Origin of the sequence: Candidatus Desulfosporosinus nitrosoreducens (assembly GCF_030954495.1) — a bacterium.
Classification (GTDB): domain Bacteria; phylum Bacillota; class Desulfitobacteriia; order Desulfitobacteriales; family Desulfitobacteriaceae; genus Desulfosporosinus; species Desulfosporosinus nitrosoreducens.
In genome coordinates, this window is the sequence record NZ_JAVHUW010000065.1 from 168,201 (window position 1) to 187,888 (window position 19,688).

Below are 19,688 nucleotides of genomic sequence, written 5' to 3' on the forward strand. Positions count from 1 at the left end.
ACAACGCATACAAAGTGGATGGCTATGGAAGAAGTGTCATCGAAGGAAGGGAAAACCATATGAAACTTAAGAACACCGATGAATTAAATGCCCTCAAGGCCCAAAGTCTTAAGCTTATTGAGACACGCCGAGTTGCCGAATCTGTCAGCACCAAGAATGCCCGGGGGCTGGTCAGGCACGTTATGGTCTGCGGCGGACCCGGCTGTCACTCCTCAGGCAGCCCGCGTATTGCCCAGCTTTTAGAGGAAGAAATAGAGCGTCTGGGATTATCCGAACAAGTTAAAATATTTCAGCCGGGTTGTTTTGGTTTTTGTGAAAAAGGTCCTATGATAGAGATTCATCCTGATAACGCTACCTATTGCGAAGTTTCCGCCGAAGACGTTCCCGTGATTGTCAATGAACATTTTATTGAAGGCAAGCAGGTAGAACGCCTTCTCTACATGGACCCCAATACCAAAGAACGTTTTGCCACCAATATTCCCTTTTACGATAACCAACTGCGGATTGCTCTGCGCAACGTTGGCTATATTGCTCCGGAAAATATTTTAGAATATATTGCCGCCGACGGTTATCAGGCCTTAGCGAAAGTTCTTTTCCGCATGACTCCCCTTGAAGTCATTGATGTCCTTAAAGTCAGCGGGCTGAGAGGACGCGGCGGAGCAGGTTTTCCGACCGGGTCAAAATGGGAATTTACCCGCAAGAGTGAAGCGGATCAGCGCTATATTATTTGCAATGCGGACGAAGGAGACCCGGGGGCCTTTATGGATCGTTCCGTCTTGGAAGGAGATCCTCACAGTGTTCTGGAGGCCATGCTTATTGCGGGTTCCACAATTGGGGCTTCTGAGGGGTATATCTATGTTCGGGCAGAGTATCCGGCGGCCATTCGCCGTTTGAAAATTGCCATAGAGCAGGCCCGGGAGTATGGTTTGCTGGGCAAGAACATCTTAGGCAGCGATTTCAGCTTTGACATTGAACTTAAATACGGGGCCGGAGCCTTTGTCTGTGGCGAAGAAACCGCCCTGATTCATTCTATAGAGGGGTCCAGGGGAGAACCTACCGTCAAACCTCCGTTCCCTGCTCAAAAAGGGTTGTGGGGTAAACCCACTTGTGTCAACAATGTAGAAACTTTGGCCAATATTCCCCCGATTATTTTAAAAGGAGCGGAATGGTTCTCTTCTATCGGCACGGAAAAAAGCAAAGGAACAAAAGTTTTTGCTTTAGCCGGAAAGGTAAACAATGTCGGTTTGGTGGAAGTCCCTATGGGAACGACCCTGCGAGAAATTATTTTCGGGATCGGCGGGGGAATTAAACACCATAAAACCTTTAAAGCGGCTCAAACCGGAGGTCCTTCCGGCGGCTGCATTCCCACCAAATACTTGGACTCTCCTATTGATTACGAATCTTTGGCAGCCATCGGTTCTATGATGGGCTCTGGCGGACTTATTGTTCTGGATGAAGATGACTGCATGGTGGATATCGCTAAGTTTTTCCAGGAATTTACCATGGATGAATCTTGTGGCCGCTGTACCGCCTGTCGTGTAGGAACCAAACGTTTGCATGAGATTCTGGAAAAGATTACGGAAGGCAGAGGGACGTTAGAGGATTTAGAAAATCTGGAGAAACTGTGCCTGATCATTAAGGACACGGCCCTGTGCGGACTGGGACAAAGCGCTCCGAATCCGATCCTTTCCACCATAAAGTATTTCCGTGACGAATACATTGCCCATATTGTCGATAAAACCTGTCCTGCCGGCGTATGCAAAAGCTTGCTGAAATATGAGATTACCGAGAAGTGTGTGGGATGTACACGATGTGCCAAACAGTGCCCCGCGCGCTGTATCACCGGTTCAGCTAAGAAGCGCCACGTCATCGATCAAGAACGTTGCTTAAAGTGTGGGGCCTGTATGGAACAATGCCGCGTTGTTGGCGCCATCATCCGTCATTAAGGTACCCGTGAAGGAGGACTCCCAATGGATATACAGCTAACCATCAACGACATATCCCTGACTGTTCCGGAAGGAACGACTATTTTAGAAGCAGCCCGCAAGATTAATATAGACATTCCGACCCTATGTCACATGAAACTTCATGAAATGCATTACAACAATAGCATAGCTTCCTGCCGGGTCTGCGTCGTTGAGATTGAAGGCCGGCGCAATTTAGCTTCCTCATGTTCAACACCGGTTATGAACGGCATGGTTGTTAAGACCGATTCCTTGCGTGCCATTCAGGCCAGGCGGGCCATGGTTGAGCTCTTGCTTTCCGACCACCCTAAATCGTGTTTAACCTGCGCCAAAAATATGGATTGCGACCTCAGGGCTCTTGCCGCGGAATTGGGCGTGCGTGCTATCAGCTATGAAGGGGTAGAATCTGAATTTGAAATTGACCAATCAAGCTCTTCCATTGTGCGCGATCCCAACAAGTGTATACGTTGCCGCCGCTGCGAGACCATGTGCAATGAAGTACAGACGGTGGGAGTCTACTCTGCCACGGGCCGGGGCTTCGAGACGGTAATGAAGACAGCCTTTGATTTGCCCCTCAGCCAAACTGCCTGCACTTTCTGCGGACAATGCCTGGCGGTATGTCCGACAGGCGCCCTGACCGAAGTGGACCAGGTCGACAAAGTCTGGAAAGCCCTTAACGATCCTAACCAGTTCGTCGTTGTGCAAACAGCCCCGGCTGTGCGGGTTGCCCTAGGGGAGGAATTCGGACTGGAACCGGGGACAGTTGTCACCGGCAAGATGACGGCCGCTCTGCGCCGGCTTGGCTTCAACCGCGTCTTCGACACGGATTTTGCGGCCGACCTGACCATTATGGAGGAAGCCAGCGAACTTGTTCACCGCATACAACATGGCGGACGCCTGCCGCTGCTGACAAGCTGCTGCCCGGCCTGGGTTAAATTCTTCGAGCATCAATTCCCGGATCTTTTGGACATCCCTTCAACCTGCAAATCTCCTCATCAAATGCTGGGAGTTCTGACTAAAAGCTATTATGCTAAAACCCTGGGCATTGACCCTAAATGTATTACCGTGGTTTCCGTGATGCCCTGCGTTGCTAAAAAATACGAAGCGGCCCGGCCTGAGCTTGCTCAAACCGCGGAGACTATGGATGTGGACATTGTCATCACGACTCGTGAATTAGCCCGTATGATCCGGGAAGCCAGCATACATTTTGATCATCTTAAGGAGCAGGAGTTTGACCATCCTTTGGGAGAATCGACAGGTGCCGCCGTTATTTTCGGAACAACCGGCGGTGTTCTCGAAGCGGCTCTCCGCACAGCTTATGAAATTCTGACGGGCGAAACCCTGGAAAAAGTGGAATTTGAGGCTCTGCGGGGAATGAACGGAATCAAGGAAGCAGTTATTCCCATCGCCGGGCGGGATTATCGCATCGCGGTAATTAATGGCCTGGGCAATGCCCGCACCGTATTGGAAAAAATACAGGCCGGAGAGATTAATTACGATGTGATCGAGATTATGGCTTGCCCGGGCGGCTGTATTGGCGGCGGCGGACAGCCTTATCATCATGGCAACATGGAAATATTAAAATCCCGTGCCGCCGCTATTTACCGCGAAGACCGGGCCAAACCTTTGCGCAAATCCCACGAAAATCTGGCTATTATCGCTCTGTATAAAGACTTCTTGGGCGAACCTTACGGAGAAAGAGCCCATCAGCTTCTGCACACCCACTACACGGCACGACGGAAAATTTAGCGATGACCTAAGGCCCATGCGCGTTGCCGCCTGAACGGCCGCCGGAGCCTATACGTAAAATGACGGTATTTTTAATAGTTATGCTGCATAAATATTTAAAAAATTATCGGTTGTGCTGGAGGTTTCCGGCACAGCGGATTTAAACCAAAACATGTATCTGATTGCGAAGATCATTCAGAGCAAGAGGAGAAGGTTAAATTTGATGTTGAACAGCCTTCTCACTTTTGGAGGAGGCTTTTTTATACTCCTCATCCTTGGCTGCTAAGCCACCGTCCCAAGCTTTTTATTTTGGAGGAAACATGAAGCATGGACAAAAGAATTGGAGTCGTAGGGATTGTAATCGAAGAGTTTGAAAGCGCCAACAAAGTGAATGAAACCTTGCATGAACTGGCGGGCATTATCATCGGCAGAATGGGAATCCCGCGCAGAGAAAGAGGAATAGCCATTATTTCTTTGATTGTCGAGGGAACGACGGATGAAATTAGCACAATGACGGGCAGGCTTGGGAAAATAAGAGGAGTTAATGTTAAATCGGCATTAACCAGAAAGCTGGGGGAATAACATTGAAAGAGTATCTGGCCAAAGAGTTTATTATAGATCAGGAAATACGCAGTTCGCTGAGCGAGGGGACGGTAAAAGCTGAAGACAAGGCTTTAGTAAGAGCAATTTTAGATAAGGCCAAGGCTTGTCACGGCTTAACCCACCAGGAAGCGGCGGTGCTGTTAAATATTAAGGATGAAAATGTTCTGGCTGAAATGTTCAAAACGGCTAAAGAGATCAAGGAGACGATTTACGGCAAAAGAATTGTTCTCTTTGCCCCGCTCTATATCAGCAGCTATTGCGTCAACGGCTGTGTCTACTGCGGCTATCAAGCCTGTAATAAAGACCTGAAACGAAGCAAATTGACGATGGAACAACTGGAAGAGGAAATACGGGTCCTGGAATCCCTGGGGCATAAGCGGATTGTGATCGAAGCCGGCGAAGATCCCGTGAATTGTTCCCTGGATTATATTCTTGAGGTCATTAAAAAAATCTATTCTTTGAAATTTGCCAATGGAAGTATCCGCAGAATCAACATTAATGTGGCGGCCACGACCGTTGAGAATTATAAACGTTTAAAAGATGCTGAAATAGGAACGTATACCCTGTTCCAGGAGACTTATAATCAGGAAGCTTATGAGAGGCTGCATCCCACAGGCCCCAAGCATGACTACAATTATCATACGACGGCTATGGACAGAGCCATGGCAGCCGGAATCGGGGATGTCGGCATCGGCGTTTTATACGGCCTCTATGATTATAAATACGAGACCATAGCCATGTTGATGCATGCGGAACATTTGGAAGAGGCTTTTGGAGTTGGACCGCACACGATTTCGGTCCCCAGGCTCAGAGCGGCCGAAGGAGTCAATCTGCAGGATCTCCCGTATCTGGTGGCCGACGATGACTTCAAAAAGATTGTTGCCGTGTTGAGACTGGCCGTGCCTTATACCGGAATGATCCTCTCCACCAGGGAAGAAGCGGGTTTCCGGGAAGAAGTACTGGCTCTGGGGATCTCACAGTACAGTGCCGGCTCGTGTACGGGAGTAGGGGCCTATTCCAAAGAACATGGAATTGATAAAACCGAGGAAAAACCTCAGTTTGAGGTGGCCGATCATCGCTCTCCCATGGAAGTGATTAAAAGCTTGTGTTTAAGCGGTTATATGCCGAGCTATTGCACCGCCTGCTATCGGGAGGGCAGAACGGGCGACAGGTTCATGGCTCTGGCTAAGGCCGGGCAAATTCATAATGTCTGCCTGCCTAATGCCCTGCTCACCTTTCAGGAATTCCTCATCGACTACGCGGATAACGAGATGAAAGAACTGGGACGCAAGGTCATTGCCCAAGGCCTGCGGGATATTCCCAAAGAGGCGGCCCGCAGAGTGGCGGAAGAAAAGCTGAAAAGAATTGTTGCCGGCGAGAGGGACTTAAGATTTTAAGTTCCGGGGGCCTCGGTGGAGGGTGTAAGGTGGGCTTGAGAATTGAAAAGGATGCCCTTGGTGAGCGGCGGATACCTGAAATTCAATATTATGGAATTAACACGCAGCGGGCTGCGGAAAACTTTAATCTGGGCAGCAGAAGCGTCAATTTGCGCTTGATTTATGAAATGGCCCTGATTAAGAAGGCCGCAGCCCTGGTTAATTGCCGTCTGGGGCAGCTGGCGGAGGAGAAGGCGCAAGCCATTATTAAAGCCTGCGAAGAAATTAGCGGCGGAAAATTGGACCGGGAATTTGTTGTCAGCGCTTTCCAGGGGGGAGCAGGCACTTCCACGAATATGAATGTCAACGAAGTCGTCGCCAACAGGGCCATTGAAATTTTGGGCGGGAGAAAAGGAAATTATGACCTTGTACATCCCCTGAACGATGTCAATATGTCTCAGTCGACGAATGATGTTTATCCTACGGCTTTAAGAATTGCGGCCATCCGTCTGCTCAGAACCTTAAGCCATTCCCTGGCGGAACTTCAGGAAGCCCTCCAGAGCAAGGAAAATGAGTTCAGCAATGTTCTGAAGCTGGGCCGGACTGAGCTGATGGATGCCTTGCCCATGATGCTGGGACAGGAGTTTGGCGCTTACGCCAAAAGTATAGAAAGAGACCGCTGGAGAGTTTATAAAGGGGAAGAGCGGTTGAGACAGATTAATCTGGGAGGGACAGCCATCGGTACGGGGATCAATGCTTCTCCCGCATATATTTTTATGATTACGGACGCTATTCAGGAATTAAGCGGTTTGGGGTTGGCGAGGTCCGATTATCCTATCGACATAACCCAAAATAATGATGTCTTTGTGGAAGTTTCCGGACTGTTAAAAGCCTGCAGTACAAATTTGCTCAAGATAGCCAATGATTTAAGGCTGCTGGCTTCGGGTCCCAAGGGGGGCCTGGGGGAAATTGAGCTTCCCCGGATGCAGGCCGGTTCGACAATCATGCCGGGAAAAGTGAATCCTGTCATCCCGGAGATGATTGGCCAGATCGCCATGCGGGTCATGGCCAACGATTACGCCATAACCATGGCAGCCTCCGGAGGGCAGCTGGAGCTGAATTCTTTTCTGCCCCTGATCGCGGAGAGTTTCCTGGAATCCCTGGAGCTGTTAAATCAGGGAGTCACTCTTTTTCGGGAAAAATGTATAACAGGGATTAAAGCCTGCAAGGAAAAATGCCGGGAAACCCTGGAGAAGTCCGCCGTTCTTGCCGCGGCGCTCGTTCACCATCTGGGATATGACCAAGCCGCCCAACTGGCTGCTAAAGCTTTAAGCGCGGGGAAATCCATAAAAGAAGTTGTGAGAGAAGAAACAACCTTGGCGGATTCCAGGATCGAGGAGATCCTGAATCCCTTGGAAGTCACCAAACCGGGTATTCCGGGAAAATCGGGAAAATAATCTTGCGGAGGGATCGGGATGAGCCTGAACGAGGCACCAAGAGGGGTGAGGGTCCATTTAGCTCTTTTTGGGAAGAGAAATGCGGGAAAATCCAGCGTGATTAACGCGCTGACAGGGCAGGAGACGGCTATAGTGTCCGAGGTCAAGGGGACAACGACCGATCCTGTTTTCAAAGCCATGGAGATTTTGCCGCTGGGACCCTGTGTGATCATCGATACGGCCGGACTTGATGATGTCGGCGAATTAGGAGAGCTTAGGGTCAAAAAGACCTTGGAGGTTCTCGCGCAAACAGATGTTGCCCTGCTTATCGTCGATATTCGGGCCGGTATCGGTGAAGAGGACCGCAGCATCTGCGCTAAGTTTAAGGATAACAAAAAACCGCTGATCATTGTTTTAAATAAGCTGGATACTCTGGAAAGCGGTGATCCGGGCAAGATGGCGGCTCAGATCCAGGAAGAGCTGAATGCTCCGGTGGTGACCATCTCTGCTCTTCAGAAACAGGGAATCAAAGAATTAAAGAGCGCCATCATCGCCGCTATCCCGGAAAATGAAGCTACGTTTAAAATTATCGGGGATTTAATCAACCCGGGTGACTTTGTTGTCCTGGTTACTCCTATTGATAAAGCGGCTCCCAAGGGAAGGCTGATTCTCCCGCAGCAGCAGACAATTCGGGATATCCTGGAAAGTGACGCGATGGCCATTGTCACCAAGGAATACGAATTGAGAGAAACCTTAAGCAACCTGGCTAAAAAACCGAAACTTGTCATTACGGATTCCCAGGTGTTTCTGAAAGTAGCGGCGGATACGCCTAAGGACATCTTAATGACCTCTTTTTCCATTTTGTTTGCCCGACAAAAAGGGGATTTGACGGAATTCGTCCGCGGGGCCAAAGCGATTGATCAGCTTAAAGACGGAGATAAAGTGTTAATTGCCGAAGGGTGCACTCACCACCGGCAATCAGATGATATCGGCAGTGTGAAAATACCCCGGTGGATACGTCAGCGCACGGGTAAAGAGATAGATTTTGAATTCTCGGCCGGGACTTCCTTTACGGAGGATGTGCAAAAATATGCCCTTATCGTTCACTGCGGGGCTTGCATGATGAACAGAAGCGGTATGCTCAGCAGAGTGGCGGAGGCCAAAGCTTGGAACGTTCCCATCGTCAATTATGGAATTCTCATTGCTTACGTTCAAGGATTGTTGACGAGAGCCCTGGAACCCTTTCCTTTAGCCAGGATGATCCTGGAAAAAGAGCTTGGCTAACAGCAGTTGCGGCATCCGGTTGGTTACTTGGGACTGAGAGGACGGGGGATTAACAATGAGGCATACTTTATTAGAGAAAGCTTATAAAACGAATGAGCTGACAAAAGCGGAGATTACCTTTCTTCTGGAAACCATAACGCCTGAGGAACGGGAGATCCTTTACAGCAAGGCGCTGAAGACGAAACAGGCCTATTACGGGAATAAAGTTTATTTGCGGGGGCTGATCGAGTTTTCCAACATCTGCCGGCAGGATTGTCTTTACTGCGGCATCCGGGCTTCCAACACCAAGGTGAAGCGTTACCGCTTAACTCCGGGAGAAATTCTGGCTTGCTGTGATCAAGGGTACGAACTGGGCTACCGCACCTTTGTTCTGCAAAGCGGAGAAGACCTTTGGTATACGGAAGAAATGCTCAGTGCTCTGATTCACCAGATTAAGCGGCGGTATTATCCTGAAGTTGCCATTACCTTATCCATCGGAGAGCGGAGTGCGGAAACGTATCAAAGCCTCTTTGTCTCCGGGGCGGACCGCTTTCTGATGCGCCACGAAACTGCTGTGCCCAAACTTTATGAAACCCTTCATCCGACGATGCGCTTTGAAAACCGCCGGGCTTGTCTCAATACTTTGCAGGAGATTGGCTATCAGGTGGGAGCCGGGTTTATGGTCGGCCTGCCTGGGCAGACCCCTGCCGATCTGGCGGAAGACCTTTGTTTTTTGCAAGAGCTCCATCCGGACATGATTGGAATCGGTCCCTTTATTCCCCACAGTCAGACCCCCTTAGGCTCAGAAAAAGGCGGAACTCTGGAAGATACCTTAGTGATGGTGGCTCTGACACGGCTGCTTATTCCCGATAGCCTCATTCCCGCCACGACGGCGTTGGGCACCCTGCATCCCCTGGGCAGAGAGCTGGCCTTGAAAGCGGGGGCTAATGTCCTGATGCCGATTATTACTCCGACATCTGTAAGAAAACAATATGCTCTCTATGAAAACAAAATTTGCGGCGACGATCACCCGGAGGACTGCCGCTATTGTATTGAGCGAAGAATTCAGGCGGTTGGCTTGGAAGTGGATTTAGGCCGGGGGGACAGCTGGAGATTTATTTCCAAGGCTGATATTTTCGGCTAGATCCTTAATAGTTTTCAAACGGGATGAATCCATGTTGGCTAAGAAGTTTATAAAACTGACCAGCCATTCTTTTTCGTTTTCCGTAAAGTGGAGAGCGGAGTCTGCAAGCTTGTCTGCAGGCAATTTTTTCGTAAGAATGGCCAGTTCCATATCGCCGAGGGACTGGAAAAGGTCATTAAATTCGTGCTCAAAGATACAATAGCTTTCCAGAATGTCCATAAAATCGGTGAGGCTGTGAACTTCTTCCCGGATAATTGCCAGCTTATCTGAGACGTAGCGGCAGTCTTTAATTTCGTTGACGATAGCGCGAAACCGTTCGTCCTCCATTTTAACCCCCTCTGCGAATTGCCAGGCAGGCTTTAACGGCTTGGCCTGGAAACTGATAAATATTGAATTCAGGCTGTTATTGAGGAGAGCGTTTTTTAATCTCACGGATAAATCCGGGATAAGCTTTTCTAAGTGTTTTTGGAGGGGGCTGCCGGAGATATTCAGTTTCTGGCAAAGGTGTCTTACTGCTGCAGGCAGTATTGGTTTCTCTTCAATTTTCCAAGGGTCCAGTCTTGCCTTAAGGCAGGCGATGTCTGTTGGTTGTATATCCAGAAGCAGGGGATTTTTGCCGGCTAAGATACAACCCAGAGCATTTGTGGCCGTAAGTTCAAAAATGTTAATCAGCAAGTCCTGATAATGGCTGTTGAAGCTGCGCAGCAGGCTATTAAGGGCCGGCGGCCCAAAACGGTGCAGGAATTGATTTTCCAGCCGGAGGGTTTGGAGATAATTAAGGATATATTCTATGCCGGCTAAATTCCCGTTATCGCTGCTTAAAGGGTAATCGATTGGGGCGGGAGTGTCGTGGGCAGAAAAATCCGGATCATAGTCAGAGAAAAAAGAGGGCAGCGCGCTCCGGATAGTGTCGTTATAAGCTTGATTGTCTGTGCTGAAATCGTCATCCTGAATTGCAGCCAGCAACTGTCTGGCTTGAGCTATTTGTTCCCGGATCAAGGTTTTGCCCTGTTGATATAGCTCGGATAAGGGCTTTTGCTTAAGGGCCGCCAGGCTCATATCTGCGTCCGCTAAACTTTTGAGGCAGATTCCCAGGGTATAAAAGATCGACTGCATGGTACTCTGCGCCGTTTCTACTTTAACCGAACTGCTTTCCCCAAAGGTGTAGCGCCGCAGTTGTTTGGTTAAGAGCTCAATGCTTTGAATTTGGATAGCCTCATATTCGGCAACTGTCAGGAGCCTTAGCCGGCGGGCTTTTTCTAAAATCGCCTGAAAATAAGCTGATTCGTCAAGGGTTTCTTTGGGCAGTAAAGACTTTTTCTCAAGATTATTCATCAAAAATCTCCCTCATCTGAAGTGTCCGCGCTGTCTTCCTCAAGGTCGGCATAATTGCGCAGGCCGTATCGCACATTGCGCGCCAGAATTTCCAATTCGCGGTTTTGCAGCAGTTCAAGAGAACCGCGACAGCGCTGATCAAAATAGTGTTTCATCAGCGCAATTAATTCATCGTCGCTTATTTCGTCAAGGGTCTCGTTTTTGAAGTAATAGAAAGTCTCTAGTAACTCGTTTAAGGTGGCAGCATAGTTGTGTTTCGTGAGGAAGGGGGAGTCCGAGAATTTTAAGATCAGTTTGCTGATAACACCGCCGCTGAACTCGATGCGTCCGTAATTATTTAAGGCTTCTGAGCGTGTTGTCACAAGTTCTTGGGCTTCGGAGCGGGAAAGAATCAGTCCGTAGCGGGAGGTTGTCTTATTACAGTCGACAATCTCTGTAATAGCCAGCTTGTTAATGATGAGCGAAGGAATCAGTGTAAAGGTATTGACCATTTTCCCACCTCAATGTTTTAATCGTTTCTCCTTGACAAATAAGATAATATGTGATATGATATAGTTGGATATGTTTAAGAATGAGATAATAACTTGTAAGTTTCAGTTTATCATTGATATAATTATAAGTCAATGATTTTTTGGTTTGTTTGATATTGGATCATGATGAAGGAATACTAAGTTCCTTTTCTAAATATAAGGCCGGAACAAACAAGGGACAGATTTTCTGCTGTGTACAGAAATCTGTCCCTTGTTTGTTCTGTCGGGGCTTAGCTCTCGGGCACAGTCGGCAAGACAATGGAAATTCTGGTGCCGATATCCTGCCGGCTTAATACTTCCATGTGTCCGCCATGCCGTTCCGTGATCCACTTGGCAATGGATAAGCCCAGTCCTGTTCCGCCCGTGGTCCGGGCGCGGGATTCGTCGGCGCGGAAGAAGCGGTCAAAAATTTTGGGGACGGCTTCGGGAGCGATGCCGATGCCTTCGTCTTGGACAGTCAGACGGGCCAAACCGCCTGAACCCGAGACGGAAAGGGTGATCCTTTTACCTGCGGGCGTATATTTCATGGCATTGTCAATGAGTATGCGCATTGCCTGTTTGATGAGGCCTTTGTCCGCTTTGACAAATACGGTCGCCAGATTTGAAGTGTATTCGTGCCCGCCGTCGATCATCTGAGTTTCACGCAGGACTTCGGCGGCCAGGCCGGACAGCTCAAAGCTCTCTATTTGCAGGGCCATACTGTTGTTGTCGCCGCGTGCCAGAAAGAGGAGCTGTTCTACCAGGCTCTTCATATTGGCTGTTTCATCTTTGATAGCGTCAATTGATTCCTGTAAGGTCTTCTCGTCGTTCTTTCCCCAGCGATCCAGCAGATTGGCATATCCCTGAATGACGGAAATCGGCGTCCTTAATTCATGAGAGGCGTCTGAGACAAAACGTATCTGAGAACGGTAAGATTCGTTGATGCGGTCCAGCATCCCGTTGATGGCTGAAGCCAGAGTTTTCAGCTCGTTTTGCGTGTCGCCCAGGGAAATTCTTGTATCCAGTTTTGTGGCATTGATATCATCTAATTTGCCTGCCAGAGCTTCCAGCTGTGCCGGGGAAAAGACGCCGTCCGCGCTCAGGTTTTGTGCCGTTTCAGCTAATTCCTGAATAGGCCGGAGGGTGCTGCGGATCATGCCCAGGCCTGTAAAAATGCTGCGGAAGAGCAATAAAAGTTCCAGAAGCAAAACCAGAGCGAACATTCCCGCCAAAATCCGCAGGGTTTCTTGAGGGCGGAAAGAGATGCGGTAAGAATGGCCGGCAGCCTCTACCGTAACGTTATAGGTAAGAGCCGTTAAACGTCCCCATTCGTTTAAACCCTCTCCATCCGGCAGATCGATACTTCTGGCATCGGCAGCAGTTTGAGCGGAGAAATAAGTTTGCAGGGAGGTGGGGATATGAAATCCTCGGGCTGCTCCCGTCTGCAGAGAAATGCTGCATCCGCTGAGAGCAAGCCAATCTTCCGCTTCTCCGGCGGGTGGCCCGGTTTGAGCCAGCAGCCCCGCCGCGTCTGTCACGGTCTGTTCCGCCCGGATGATCAGCCCGGCCGCGGCCCCTAATCCCAGAAGCAGGTCAAGGACCAAAAAGAGTCCCAGGGTGCGGAAAAAAAGTTTTAGGTTGAGCTTCCAGACAATAGAAAAGCGTATTTTAGTGCCGATACTACGCGGGGGAGTGCTTGCCGGCTCATTTTTCATCTTTAATCACATATCCCACTCCTCTGACGGTGTGAATTAATTTAATATTAAACACTTCGTCGATTTTCCCGCGCAGGAAGCGGATGTAAACGTCGACGGCGTTAGTTTCCCCCGTAAAATCAAAGCCCCAAACATTTTCCAGCAGTGCTTCCCGGGAAATGACCATGCCTTTGTTTTTAAGTAAAAAATGGAGAAGATCAAATTCACGTTTGGTTAAATCAATAGGCCTGCCCAGCATCGTGACCGTGCGGCGGCCTGTGTCCAGAAGCAGTCCCGAGGCAGATAGCACACCGGCGTCTTCCGGCAGGGTTTTTCTGAGAGCGGTGCGGATGCGCGCTAAAAGTTCTTCGATGGCAAAAGGTTTCGTAATGTAATCGCTCGCTCCGCTGTCCAGTCCGGAGACCTTATCCACCACGCTGTCGCGGGCTGTCAGCATAATAACGGGCACAGAGGAGGTGCGGCGAATTCGGCGCAGAACTTCCATCCCGCTTAATTTAGGCAGCATGACATCCAGCAAAACGAGGTCGAACTCGCCGCTTTCGGCGAGTTCAAGCCCCGTTCTGCCATCAAAGGCCTTTGTCGTGGAATAGCCCTCATAACCAAGCTCCAGCTCGATGAAACGGGCAATCTTTTCTTCATCCTCAATGATTAAAATTTTTGAACTCATGGAAACTAACCACCATTTCCGCTATTTGTTAAAAGTCGACGGATTTTTTAAGGTTTTCGGCAGCCTCAGCCGCGCTGTTCATAGCGTTGTTGACCATGTTCCCGCTAAAATCAGGTCCGTTAAAGCGATAGCGCAAGCCAAAAAATACTCCGATCACGAGCAGGGGAATAGTGACCCAGAAAGCGAAGATCAGCAGCAAGCCCAGGACAGTGACCGGAAAAGAGGCTTTGATTTCATCATTTTTAAGCACTTCGAAAGCATTGGTGTTGCCTTTGCGCAGCATTTTCAAGCAAAATTCCCCGATCTTTTTCAAGACGGAAAAAAAGCCTTTGCCATGATGACAGTGATGATGGTGGTGGTGCTTTTCCCAGGGATTTTCCTGATAGGCTCCGGCACTGGGGTCGCTGGTTTTGGCACTGCTGTAATAACCGCCACCCGTTGGCGTGCTTACTTTTCCTTGTTTTTCCAGATAGATAATGGCTTCGAGCAAATCGCCGTTGGCAGCGTCAAGAGCGGCTTTGGCCTCTTCGTAGCTTATGTTTGCCATGGCGCATAGTTTTTCTACTTGTTCTAAAGTGGTCATTAAAAAATTCCTCCTTGTTTTTTGTTAGAATGCTTTTGGCGCAGTTCGTTTTCTTGTCTCTGGCCGCAATTGAGTATGACTGAATTCTAACCTAAAAAACTTCAAGGACAATTTGACGAATATTAAAATTGGATTAAAAAATTAAAGCCGCAAATTAAGAAAAGACTCTATTCTCAAGGTTTTCATGGATTTTAAAATCCTATGAAATGCTCTTACTTCAATCGGTAATATACATATAATATACAAACAATAAACACACAATATACAAATATCAGCTTAAGTCAATAGCTTCAAGTAGGTCGCCAATGTCTTTAGGGGTATAGACTCCGGCGGTGATAGCTGGGACGGCATGTTCCATAATTCGCTTGATACATAATTTGTCGGCCTTGGCTTTGTTGAGACGTATAGGAGAGCCTCCTAATTCGGGCGGCTCTCTTAGTTTTGCGGGGTATTATTTGGTTCCATTAGCCAAGTTAAATAATCAATCGATTTCCACGTTGGCTTTTGAAGTCTCGTGAAAATACAGCCATCCTAAAAGCACGGTGCTTAGTAAAAGGATGCAACTAACAACTTTAGGCTTCATTTTAACCTCTTATTTCTTGTACTCTATTCTACAAATTGGGATCAATTCCTTTATATTTCACTAAGAAGGCTAGGAACCTCTTAGACATGGGAGTTGAGATATCAAAAGTAAGCAAAGCAACAGGCTTATCTGAAAAAGACGTTGAGACAGTCGCCGATAAATATTAAAAATGACACAAATTTAATCATAAGGCACTATTTTCCATGGCGAACCGAGATATATTTGCCGATATAAATCATAGAATGATAAAACGCCGTTACTTAGGAAGGAGAGGGAAATTATAAGAAGGAAGAGAGTATTTATTTGGCTTACCTTGGCAGTAGTTTTGTTATTTGTTCTCACGGGGTGCAGTCTGAATCAGCAGGAAATTTTCAATGCGGCTCTGAAAACCCAGGATGTAAATTCCAAACAGGCGCACACTGAGCTGACGTTTCATTTGAGCGGTTCCGGTTTTAATTCGGATGCTCAGCAGCAAGTGGATAACGCTCTTATGCTGCTGAATAACACAACTCTCAGTTTTGATACCAAAGTTAAAGGCAATGAAGATAAAACGGTTGCTCAGGCCCAGGTAATTATGAATGTGGCTACGCCGCAAATGAACCTAAATGTCCCGATTTGGGTAGATTCCGATTTAACGGAGACCACTCCGAAATTGACTGAGATTATAAAACTTCCGCAAATTGCTAAGGCATCTTTGCCTGAGCAGTTTCAGAACAAGGATTACATGGTGTTGACTCCATTGACGATGAAGGATCCTACGGGTAACACCCTGGACATGACAAAATTCCTGGAATTCAGCAAAACTCTCAGAACTAAAGAAATCAGCTTCTTAGAGAGTTATGCTAAACAATTCAATCCGAATTTTGACACGGTAAGCAGTTCGAGCGAGTATTTGACAACGGATGATGGCAGCAAGTTAGTCAGTCGTTATGAGATTAGGCTTGATGACAAGCAACTCAAAGATTTAATTCGCTATACCGTCAACAACTTTGTACAGAATAAAGAGGCTTTGGCTTTTGTTAAAGATTTCATGGATTTTTCCCTGCAAATGAGTCAAACTCCGGATAAGGAGAAAAATTTAGCTGCCTTTGATCAAGCCTTTGCCCAATTTGATGAGGATAAACAGGCGGACTTTTTAGCAGGATTCAATAATGTTATGGACCAATTGCAAGGAGTCAGGATTTTAGGGGATAAGGGCCTTGATCTTCAATATTACCTCTACAATGGCTATCTGATCAAAGAAAGCGGAGTCATAAATCTTAATTTGGATTTAGCCAAAATGAGCCAATTTATGCAAGCACTTAAAGTAAATGGTCAGCAAAGCTCTCCTGTTGAGCCCGAGGGTACTTTGGATATGTTAATCAATTTCAACACGGATGTTACCGGCATAAATGCTCCGGTAGACATTAGTTTTCCGGAACTCGACAAAACGAACTCTTTCAATATGACGGAGATGACGGATTTACTGGGAAAAGGCGTGAAAAAGGATTGATTCAGCCTGTAGTCCATACCCAGCACCATTTTATTCAAGGTTGATTTTTGCCAAGAGTTAATGTATCGCCACAGGCGTCCCGAAAGGGGCGCTTTTTTCTGCCGTCAAAAGAATAACTTCATTAAATACTTTCTGACGGCATAAGGCAGCTAGGCAGCTGCCCGCCAAGTTTTCTTCATACTTTGTGCGGAGACTCCTGAAGAAGAAAAACCCCCGAGGCAATAATAATGAATAGTTCAATACCCAGAAAAATTGGCGGGGGCTTTAGGCTTGAATGGAACATAGAGTGTACTCTATCCAATGAGGCGGACCATGTTAAGATCCAGTTGATATCCGGGAATGCTCCCAGGAAAGCGGCAATCAGGATTCTTTTATCTCTTCTGTGCCAGGCGAGCATAATTAGAAATATTCCGGCCAGTAGTGCCAACACGTAATTGAGCCAAACGCTTAACTCATAGTGGGGGATAGCATCCAGGAAAAAATGGGACAGGAACGCCAGCAGATATCCTTCAATCTTGTAGGAGACTTTTTTAGAGACGGTTGCTCCTACGATCATATGTGTAGCACCCAGCACAGAACCCACTTCCTTTTCGTCTCCTAGCGCTGAAATTCACCTTATAAAGAAGGCTTGATTCAGATGGAGTTTTAACTCCATCTGAATCTTAGCCGCACTTATCCAGGGACTTAGCTTCCTATCAAGAAAGATTAGGAAAAAGAGTATATTGAAATAGCCGTTTGAGTGTGATAGGATTGTCGAAAATAGTAGGAAAGTTACAGTAAGGTAAGAATTAATGTCATATTTCCTCAGCTACTTGGCAATCATGACCTTTGTCTTAGTGTTTAATTATGCTGCCCATGTCCAAAAAATCCTTAAGAAAAAAGAACCTTCCCCTATAATCTAAAAATTACTCCCTAAATAATTTTAGGGGCTTTATCCGGAAAAATGCCTGTCAAGACATTTTTTTATACCAGCCGGAAAGTATAATCTTCCCTCGTCTGCTCTCTTGGTATTTCCATTATAAGGTTTAACGCATTCTTTATATTAAATTCATAAAACGATAACATATATAAAGTATCATGAATACAAGGCAATAACTTAATACGATAAGCTTGGCGTATCGGCATTCTCACAACAACAGTTATCCGCTGATTGGCGGTTAACATATTCGTTGTTCTTCTGTCGTCCTTCCTATACTCCCCTCCTTGTGAGGGAATTTTTTTGTCCAAAAACAGGACTTGCAGCAAATCAAGGAATGAAGGGCTAGGCCTTACGGGTTATCCGGATAAGGGCAATGGCTTGTCTGATTTCCTTTTGAGCAAGTTCTTTAAATTCATTGCAATAATGCTTTAGATTTAATGATTCCCTGCCGTGTTTGCAGCAGTAGAAGTCGTAACTTCAGGCAAGTTCAATACTTTGGCTGCATTCTTGTACATCACTTTTTCGAGAACATCAGGGTTTGAAAGGAAGCTTTTCATAATTCTTTAGGGCTGCTTTGAAGTCTACAAAAGGGTGGGCGCTGGCATAGAGAACTTTATCACTAATAATTGTGTTGGCCGCTTTTATAAGTACGTTGCAGCTAGACAACAGGCGTTGCGTGATCGCAACGTCTGTAAACGTTGTAAAGACTTTACCTTAAAGAAATATTAAGCTACTCAGTTGGATTGCTCTGTTGCAGTACTGCACAGAGAGCAATTGAAATATTCTACTATCTTGAAAAATTCATTGATATTTGAGCCTCTCCAAGCCTGGCATGGTTTTTGCATCCATAGGAAGATACAAACATACGATTAACTTTTTCTATATCAAGAGGATCAAAAGCTAGTCAGGTGTTGTTAGGCCAAGAAAACAGGGGGTGAATTTGCAAGATAATGTGCGTGTGATCACAAGAGTTAATTTAATGGAGGTAAGTATATGAGTGACAATAATGCTGCAATTAGGCGAGTAGCGCTCTCTAGTATCATTGGTGCAACCATTGAATGGTATGATTTCTTTTTATATGGTGTTGTCGCTGGACTCGTATTCAACAGGCTGTATTTTCCTACAGGAGACTTAATGGTTTCTACGATGCTTGCCTATGTGACCTTTGCTGTGGGATTTGTAGCACGTCCTATTGGGGGTATTCTTTTTGGACACTTTGGAGATAAAATTGGCCGCAAAAGCATGCTTGTCTTAACAATGATCATTATGGGTCTTTCTACTGTACTGGTTGCCATAATTCCAACCTATGCTCAGATTGGACTCTGGGCTCCGATTTCCCTGTTGTTACTTAGGGTAATACAAGGGATTGGCTTGGGTGGAGAATGGGGCGGTTCAGTGCTCATGGTTTATGAGTATGCGCCGGAATCCAAGCGGGGGTTCTATGCAAGCTTGCCACAAATCGGCCTCTCGATTGGACTTTGCTTATCTTCAGGGGTTGTTGGCTTATTGTCCTTTTTCTCGACTGATGCTCAGTTCATGGTATGGGGATGGCGAGTTGCCTTTGGTATCAGTATTGTGCTGGTCGCTGTAGGATCGTGGGTCCGTACACATATTGTCGAGACTCCGGAGTTCCGAATGGTAAAAGAGAAGAAAAGCGAGGCCAAGATTCCATTTTTGGAAATGTGGCACACTCATACTGGCAACATTCTTGCAGGTATGGGTGCCAGGTACATTGATGGAGTTTTCTTTAATATCTTTGGCGTTTTCTCAATCACGTATCTGACGCAAACGATTAAGATCGACCGCACTCAGGCCTTGCTGAGTGTTACGATAGCTGCTGTTGTAATGTGCTTTTTTATTCCGTTTTTCGGCCATATTTCTGATCGAATGGGCAGAACAAAGGTTTATACGATTGCTAGTTTTCTTTGTGGTATTGTAGCCTTTCCAGCGTTTTGGCTTATGGGGCACGGCGGGGGGAGTAATACAATCCTCTGGTTATCCCTTATCATTCCCTTTGGGATTTTTTACGCAGCTGTATATGGACCAGAGGCAGCCCTGTTCTCCGAACTGTTTGAAGCCAAAGTACGTTATACGGGTGTCTCCTTTGTTTATCAGTTCTCAGGAATCTTCGCGAGTGGCATTACCCCGATCGTTGCCACGGCATTATTGAAATATGGAAATGGGGGTCCAAAATATCTGTGTGCCTACGTTCTTTTTGCAGGTGTGATCAGTGCACTTTCCGCCTGGTGGATTGGCAAAAATAAGAAGAGAAGGGAAACAAACGTTAACTGGCAGCTCGAAAGTGGCCATTAGGTAAATTAGTTCTAGGATAGTTTTGCTCGCCTGCAGTTCGCTATGATTTGAGGAGGCA

The 19,688-nt window shown here is 47.0% G+C and carries 16 protein-coding genes; 10 read left to right on the forward strand and 6 right to left on the reverse strand.

Features of this window, described 5'->3' with window-relative positions; translation table 11 throughout:
* Positions 1 to 59: 59 nt before the first annotated feature.
* The 7 genes from REC12_RS17200 (at position 60) to hydE (ending at position 9,514) form a co-directional block, all read left to right on the forward strand.
* On the forward strand, positions 60 to 1,946 hold the full coding sequence (locus REC12_RS17200; protein ID WP_308896587.1) for an NADH-ubiquinone oxidoreductase-F iron-sulfur binding region domain-containing protein: 1,887 nt from the start codon (positions 60 to 62) through the stop codon (positions 1,944 to 1,946).
* Positions 1,947 to 1,970: 24 nt separating this feature from the next.
* Positions 1,971 to 3,713, forward strand: coding sequence for an NADH-dependent [FeFe] hydrogenase, group A6 (locus REC12_RS17205; RefSeq protein WP_308896588.1), 1,743 nt, complete (start codon positions 1,971 to 1,973; stop codon positions 3,711 to 3,713).
* A 306-nt stretch (positions 3,714 to 4,019) separates the two neighbouring features.
* Positions 4,020 to 4,274 (forward strand): TM1266 family iron-only hydrogenase system putative regulator, encoded by a 255-nt coding sequence (locus REC12_RS17210; RefSeq protein ID WP_308896589.1) that lies wholly within the window; start codon positions 4,020 to 4,022, stop codon positions 4,272 to 4,274.
* 2 nt (positions 4,275 to 4,276) lie between these two features.
* A complete protein-coding gene (gene hydG / locus REC12_RS17215) occupies positions 4,277 to 5,692 on the forward strand; it encodes a [FeFe] hydrogenase H-cluster radical SAM maturase HydG (protein ID WP_308896591.1) in 1,416 nt (471 codons plus the stop codon).
* 29 nt (positions 5,693 to 5,721) lie between these two features.
* Positions 5,722 to 7,128 carry an aspartate ammonia-lyase gene (locus REC12_RS17220; protein ID WP_308896592.1) on the forward strand — a complete coding sequence of 469 codons (1,407 nt, stop codon included), beginning with the start codon at positions 5,722 to 5,724 and terminating at the stop codon, positions 7,126 to 7,128.
* An 18-nt stretch (positions 7,129 to 7,146) separates the two neighbouring features.
* Positions 7,147 to 8,391 (forward strand): [FeFe] hydrogenase H-cluster maturation GTPase HydF, encoded by a 1,245-nt coding sequence (gene hydF / locus REC12_RS17225; protein ID WP_308896595.1) that lies wholly within the window; start codon positions 7,147 to 7,149, stop codon positions 8,389 to 8,391.
* Positions 8,392 to 8,446: 55 nt separating this feature from the next.
* Positions 8,447 to 9,514 (forward strand): [FeFe] hydrogenase H-cluster radical SAM maturase HydE, encoded by a 1,068-nt coding sequence (hydE, locus tag REC12_RS17230; RefSeq protein ID WP_308896596.1) that lies wholly within the window; start codon positions 8,447 to 8,449, stop codon positions 9,512 to 9,514.
* Here the strand turns inward: hydE and REC12_RS17235 are convergent.
* The 5 genes from REC12_RS17235 to REC12_RS17255 all read right to left on the reverse strand — a co-directional run bounded on the left by REC12_RS17235 (position 9,461) and on the right by REC12_RS17255 (position 14,323).
* A complete protein-coding gene (locus REC12_RS17235; protein ID WP_308896597.1) occupies positions 9,461 to 10,849 on the reverse strand; it encodes a DUF6179 domain-containing protein in 1,389 nt (462 codons plus the stop codon). The genes hydE and REC12_RS17235 overlap by 54 nt on opposite strands.
* On the reverse strand, positions 10,849 to 11,340 hold the full coding sequence (locus REC12_RS17240) for a DUF6323 family protein (RefSeq protein WP_308896598.1): 492 nt from the start codon (positions 11,338 to 11,340) through the stop codon (positions 10,849 to 10,851). Before REC12_RS17240 ends, REC12_RS17235 begins: the two co-directional genes overlap by 1 nt.
* Positions 11,341 to 11,609: 269 nt before the next feature.
* A complete protein-coding gene (locus REC12_RS17245) occupies positions 11,610 to 13,073 on the reverse strand; it encodes a sensor histidine kinase (protein ID WP_308896599.1) in 1,464 nt (487 codons plus the stop codon).
* Positions 13,063 to 13,740 carry a response regulator transcription factor gene (locus tag REC12_RS17250; RefSeq protein WP_308896600.1) on the reverse strand — a complete coding sequence of 226 codons (678 nt, stop codon included), beginning with the start codon at positions 13,738 to 13,740 and terminating at the stop codon, positions 13,063 to 13,065. Before REC12_RS17250 ends, REC12_RS17245 begins: the two co-directional genes overlap by 11 nt.
* A 28-nt stretch (positions 13,741 to 13,768) precedes the next feature.
* Complete coding sequence (locus REC12_RS17255; protein ID WP_308896601.1) at positions 13,769 to 14,323, reverse strand: UBA domain-containing protein; 555 nt, start codon at positions 14,321 to 14,323, stop codon at positions 13,769 to 13,771.
* A 618-nt stretch (positions 14,324 to 14,941) separates the two neighbouring features.
* Between REC12_RS17255 and REC12_RS26645 the strand changes: the two genes are divergently transcribed.
* Complete coding sequence (locus tag REC12_RS26645; protein ID WP_510167178.1) at positions 14,942 to 15,073, forward strand: Rpn/YhgA-type helix-turn-helix domain-containing protein; 132 nt, start codon at positions 14,942 to 14,944, stop codon at positions 15,071 to 15,073.
* 158 nt (positions 15,074 to 15,231) lie between these two features.
* Positions 15,232 to 16,398: a hypothetical protein gene (locus REC12_RS17260; RefSeq protein ID WP_308896602.1), complete on the forward strand. Its 1,167-nt coding sequence runs from the start codon at positions 15,232 to 15,234 to the stop codon at positions 16,396 to 16,398.
* A gap of 175 nt (positions 16,399 to 16,573) precedes the next feature.
* Here REC12_RS17260 and REC12_RS17265 read toward each other — a convergent pair whose 3' ends face one another.
* Positions 16,574 to 16,981, reverse strand: a complete 408-nt coding sequence (locus REC12_RS17265) for a hypothetical protein (protein ID WP_308896603.1) — start codon at positions 16,979 to 16,981, stop codon at positions 16,574 to 16,576.
* 1,329 nt (positions 16,982 to 18,310) lie between these two features.
* Between REC12_RS17265 and REC12_RS17270 the strand changes: the two genes are divergently transcribed.
* Positions 18,311 to 19,630, forward strand: coding sequence for an MFS transporter (locus tag REC12_RS17270; protein ID WP_308896605.1), 1,320 nt, complete (start codon positions 18,311 to 18,313; stop codon positions 19,628 to 19,630).
* Positions 19,631 to 19,688: the final 58 nt, after the last annotated feature.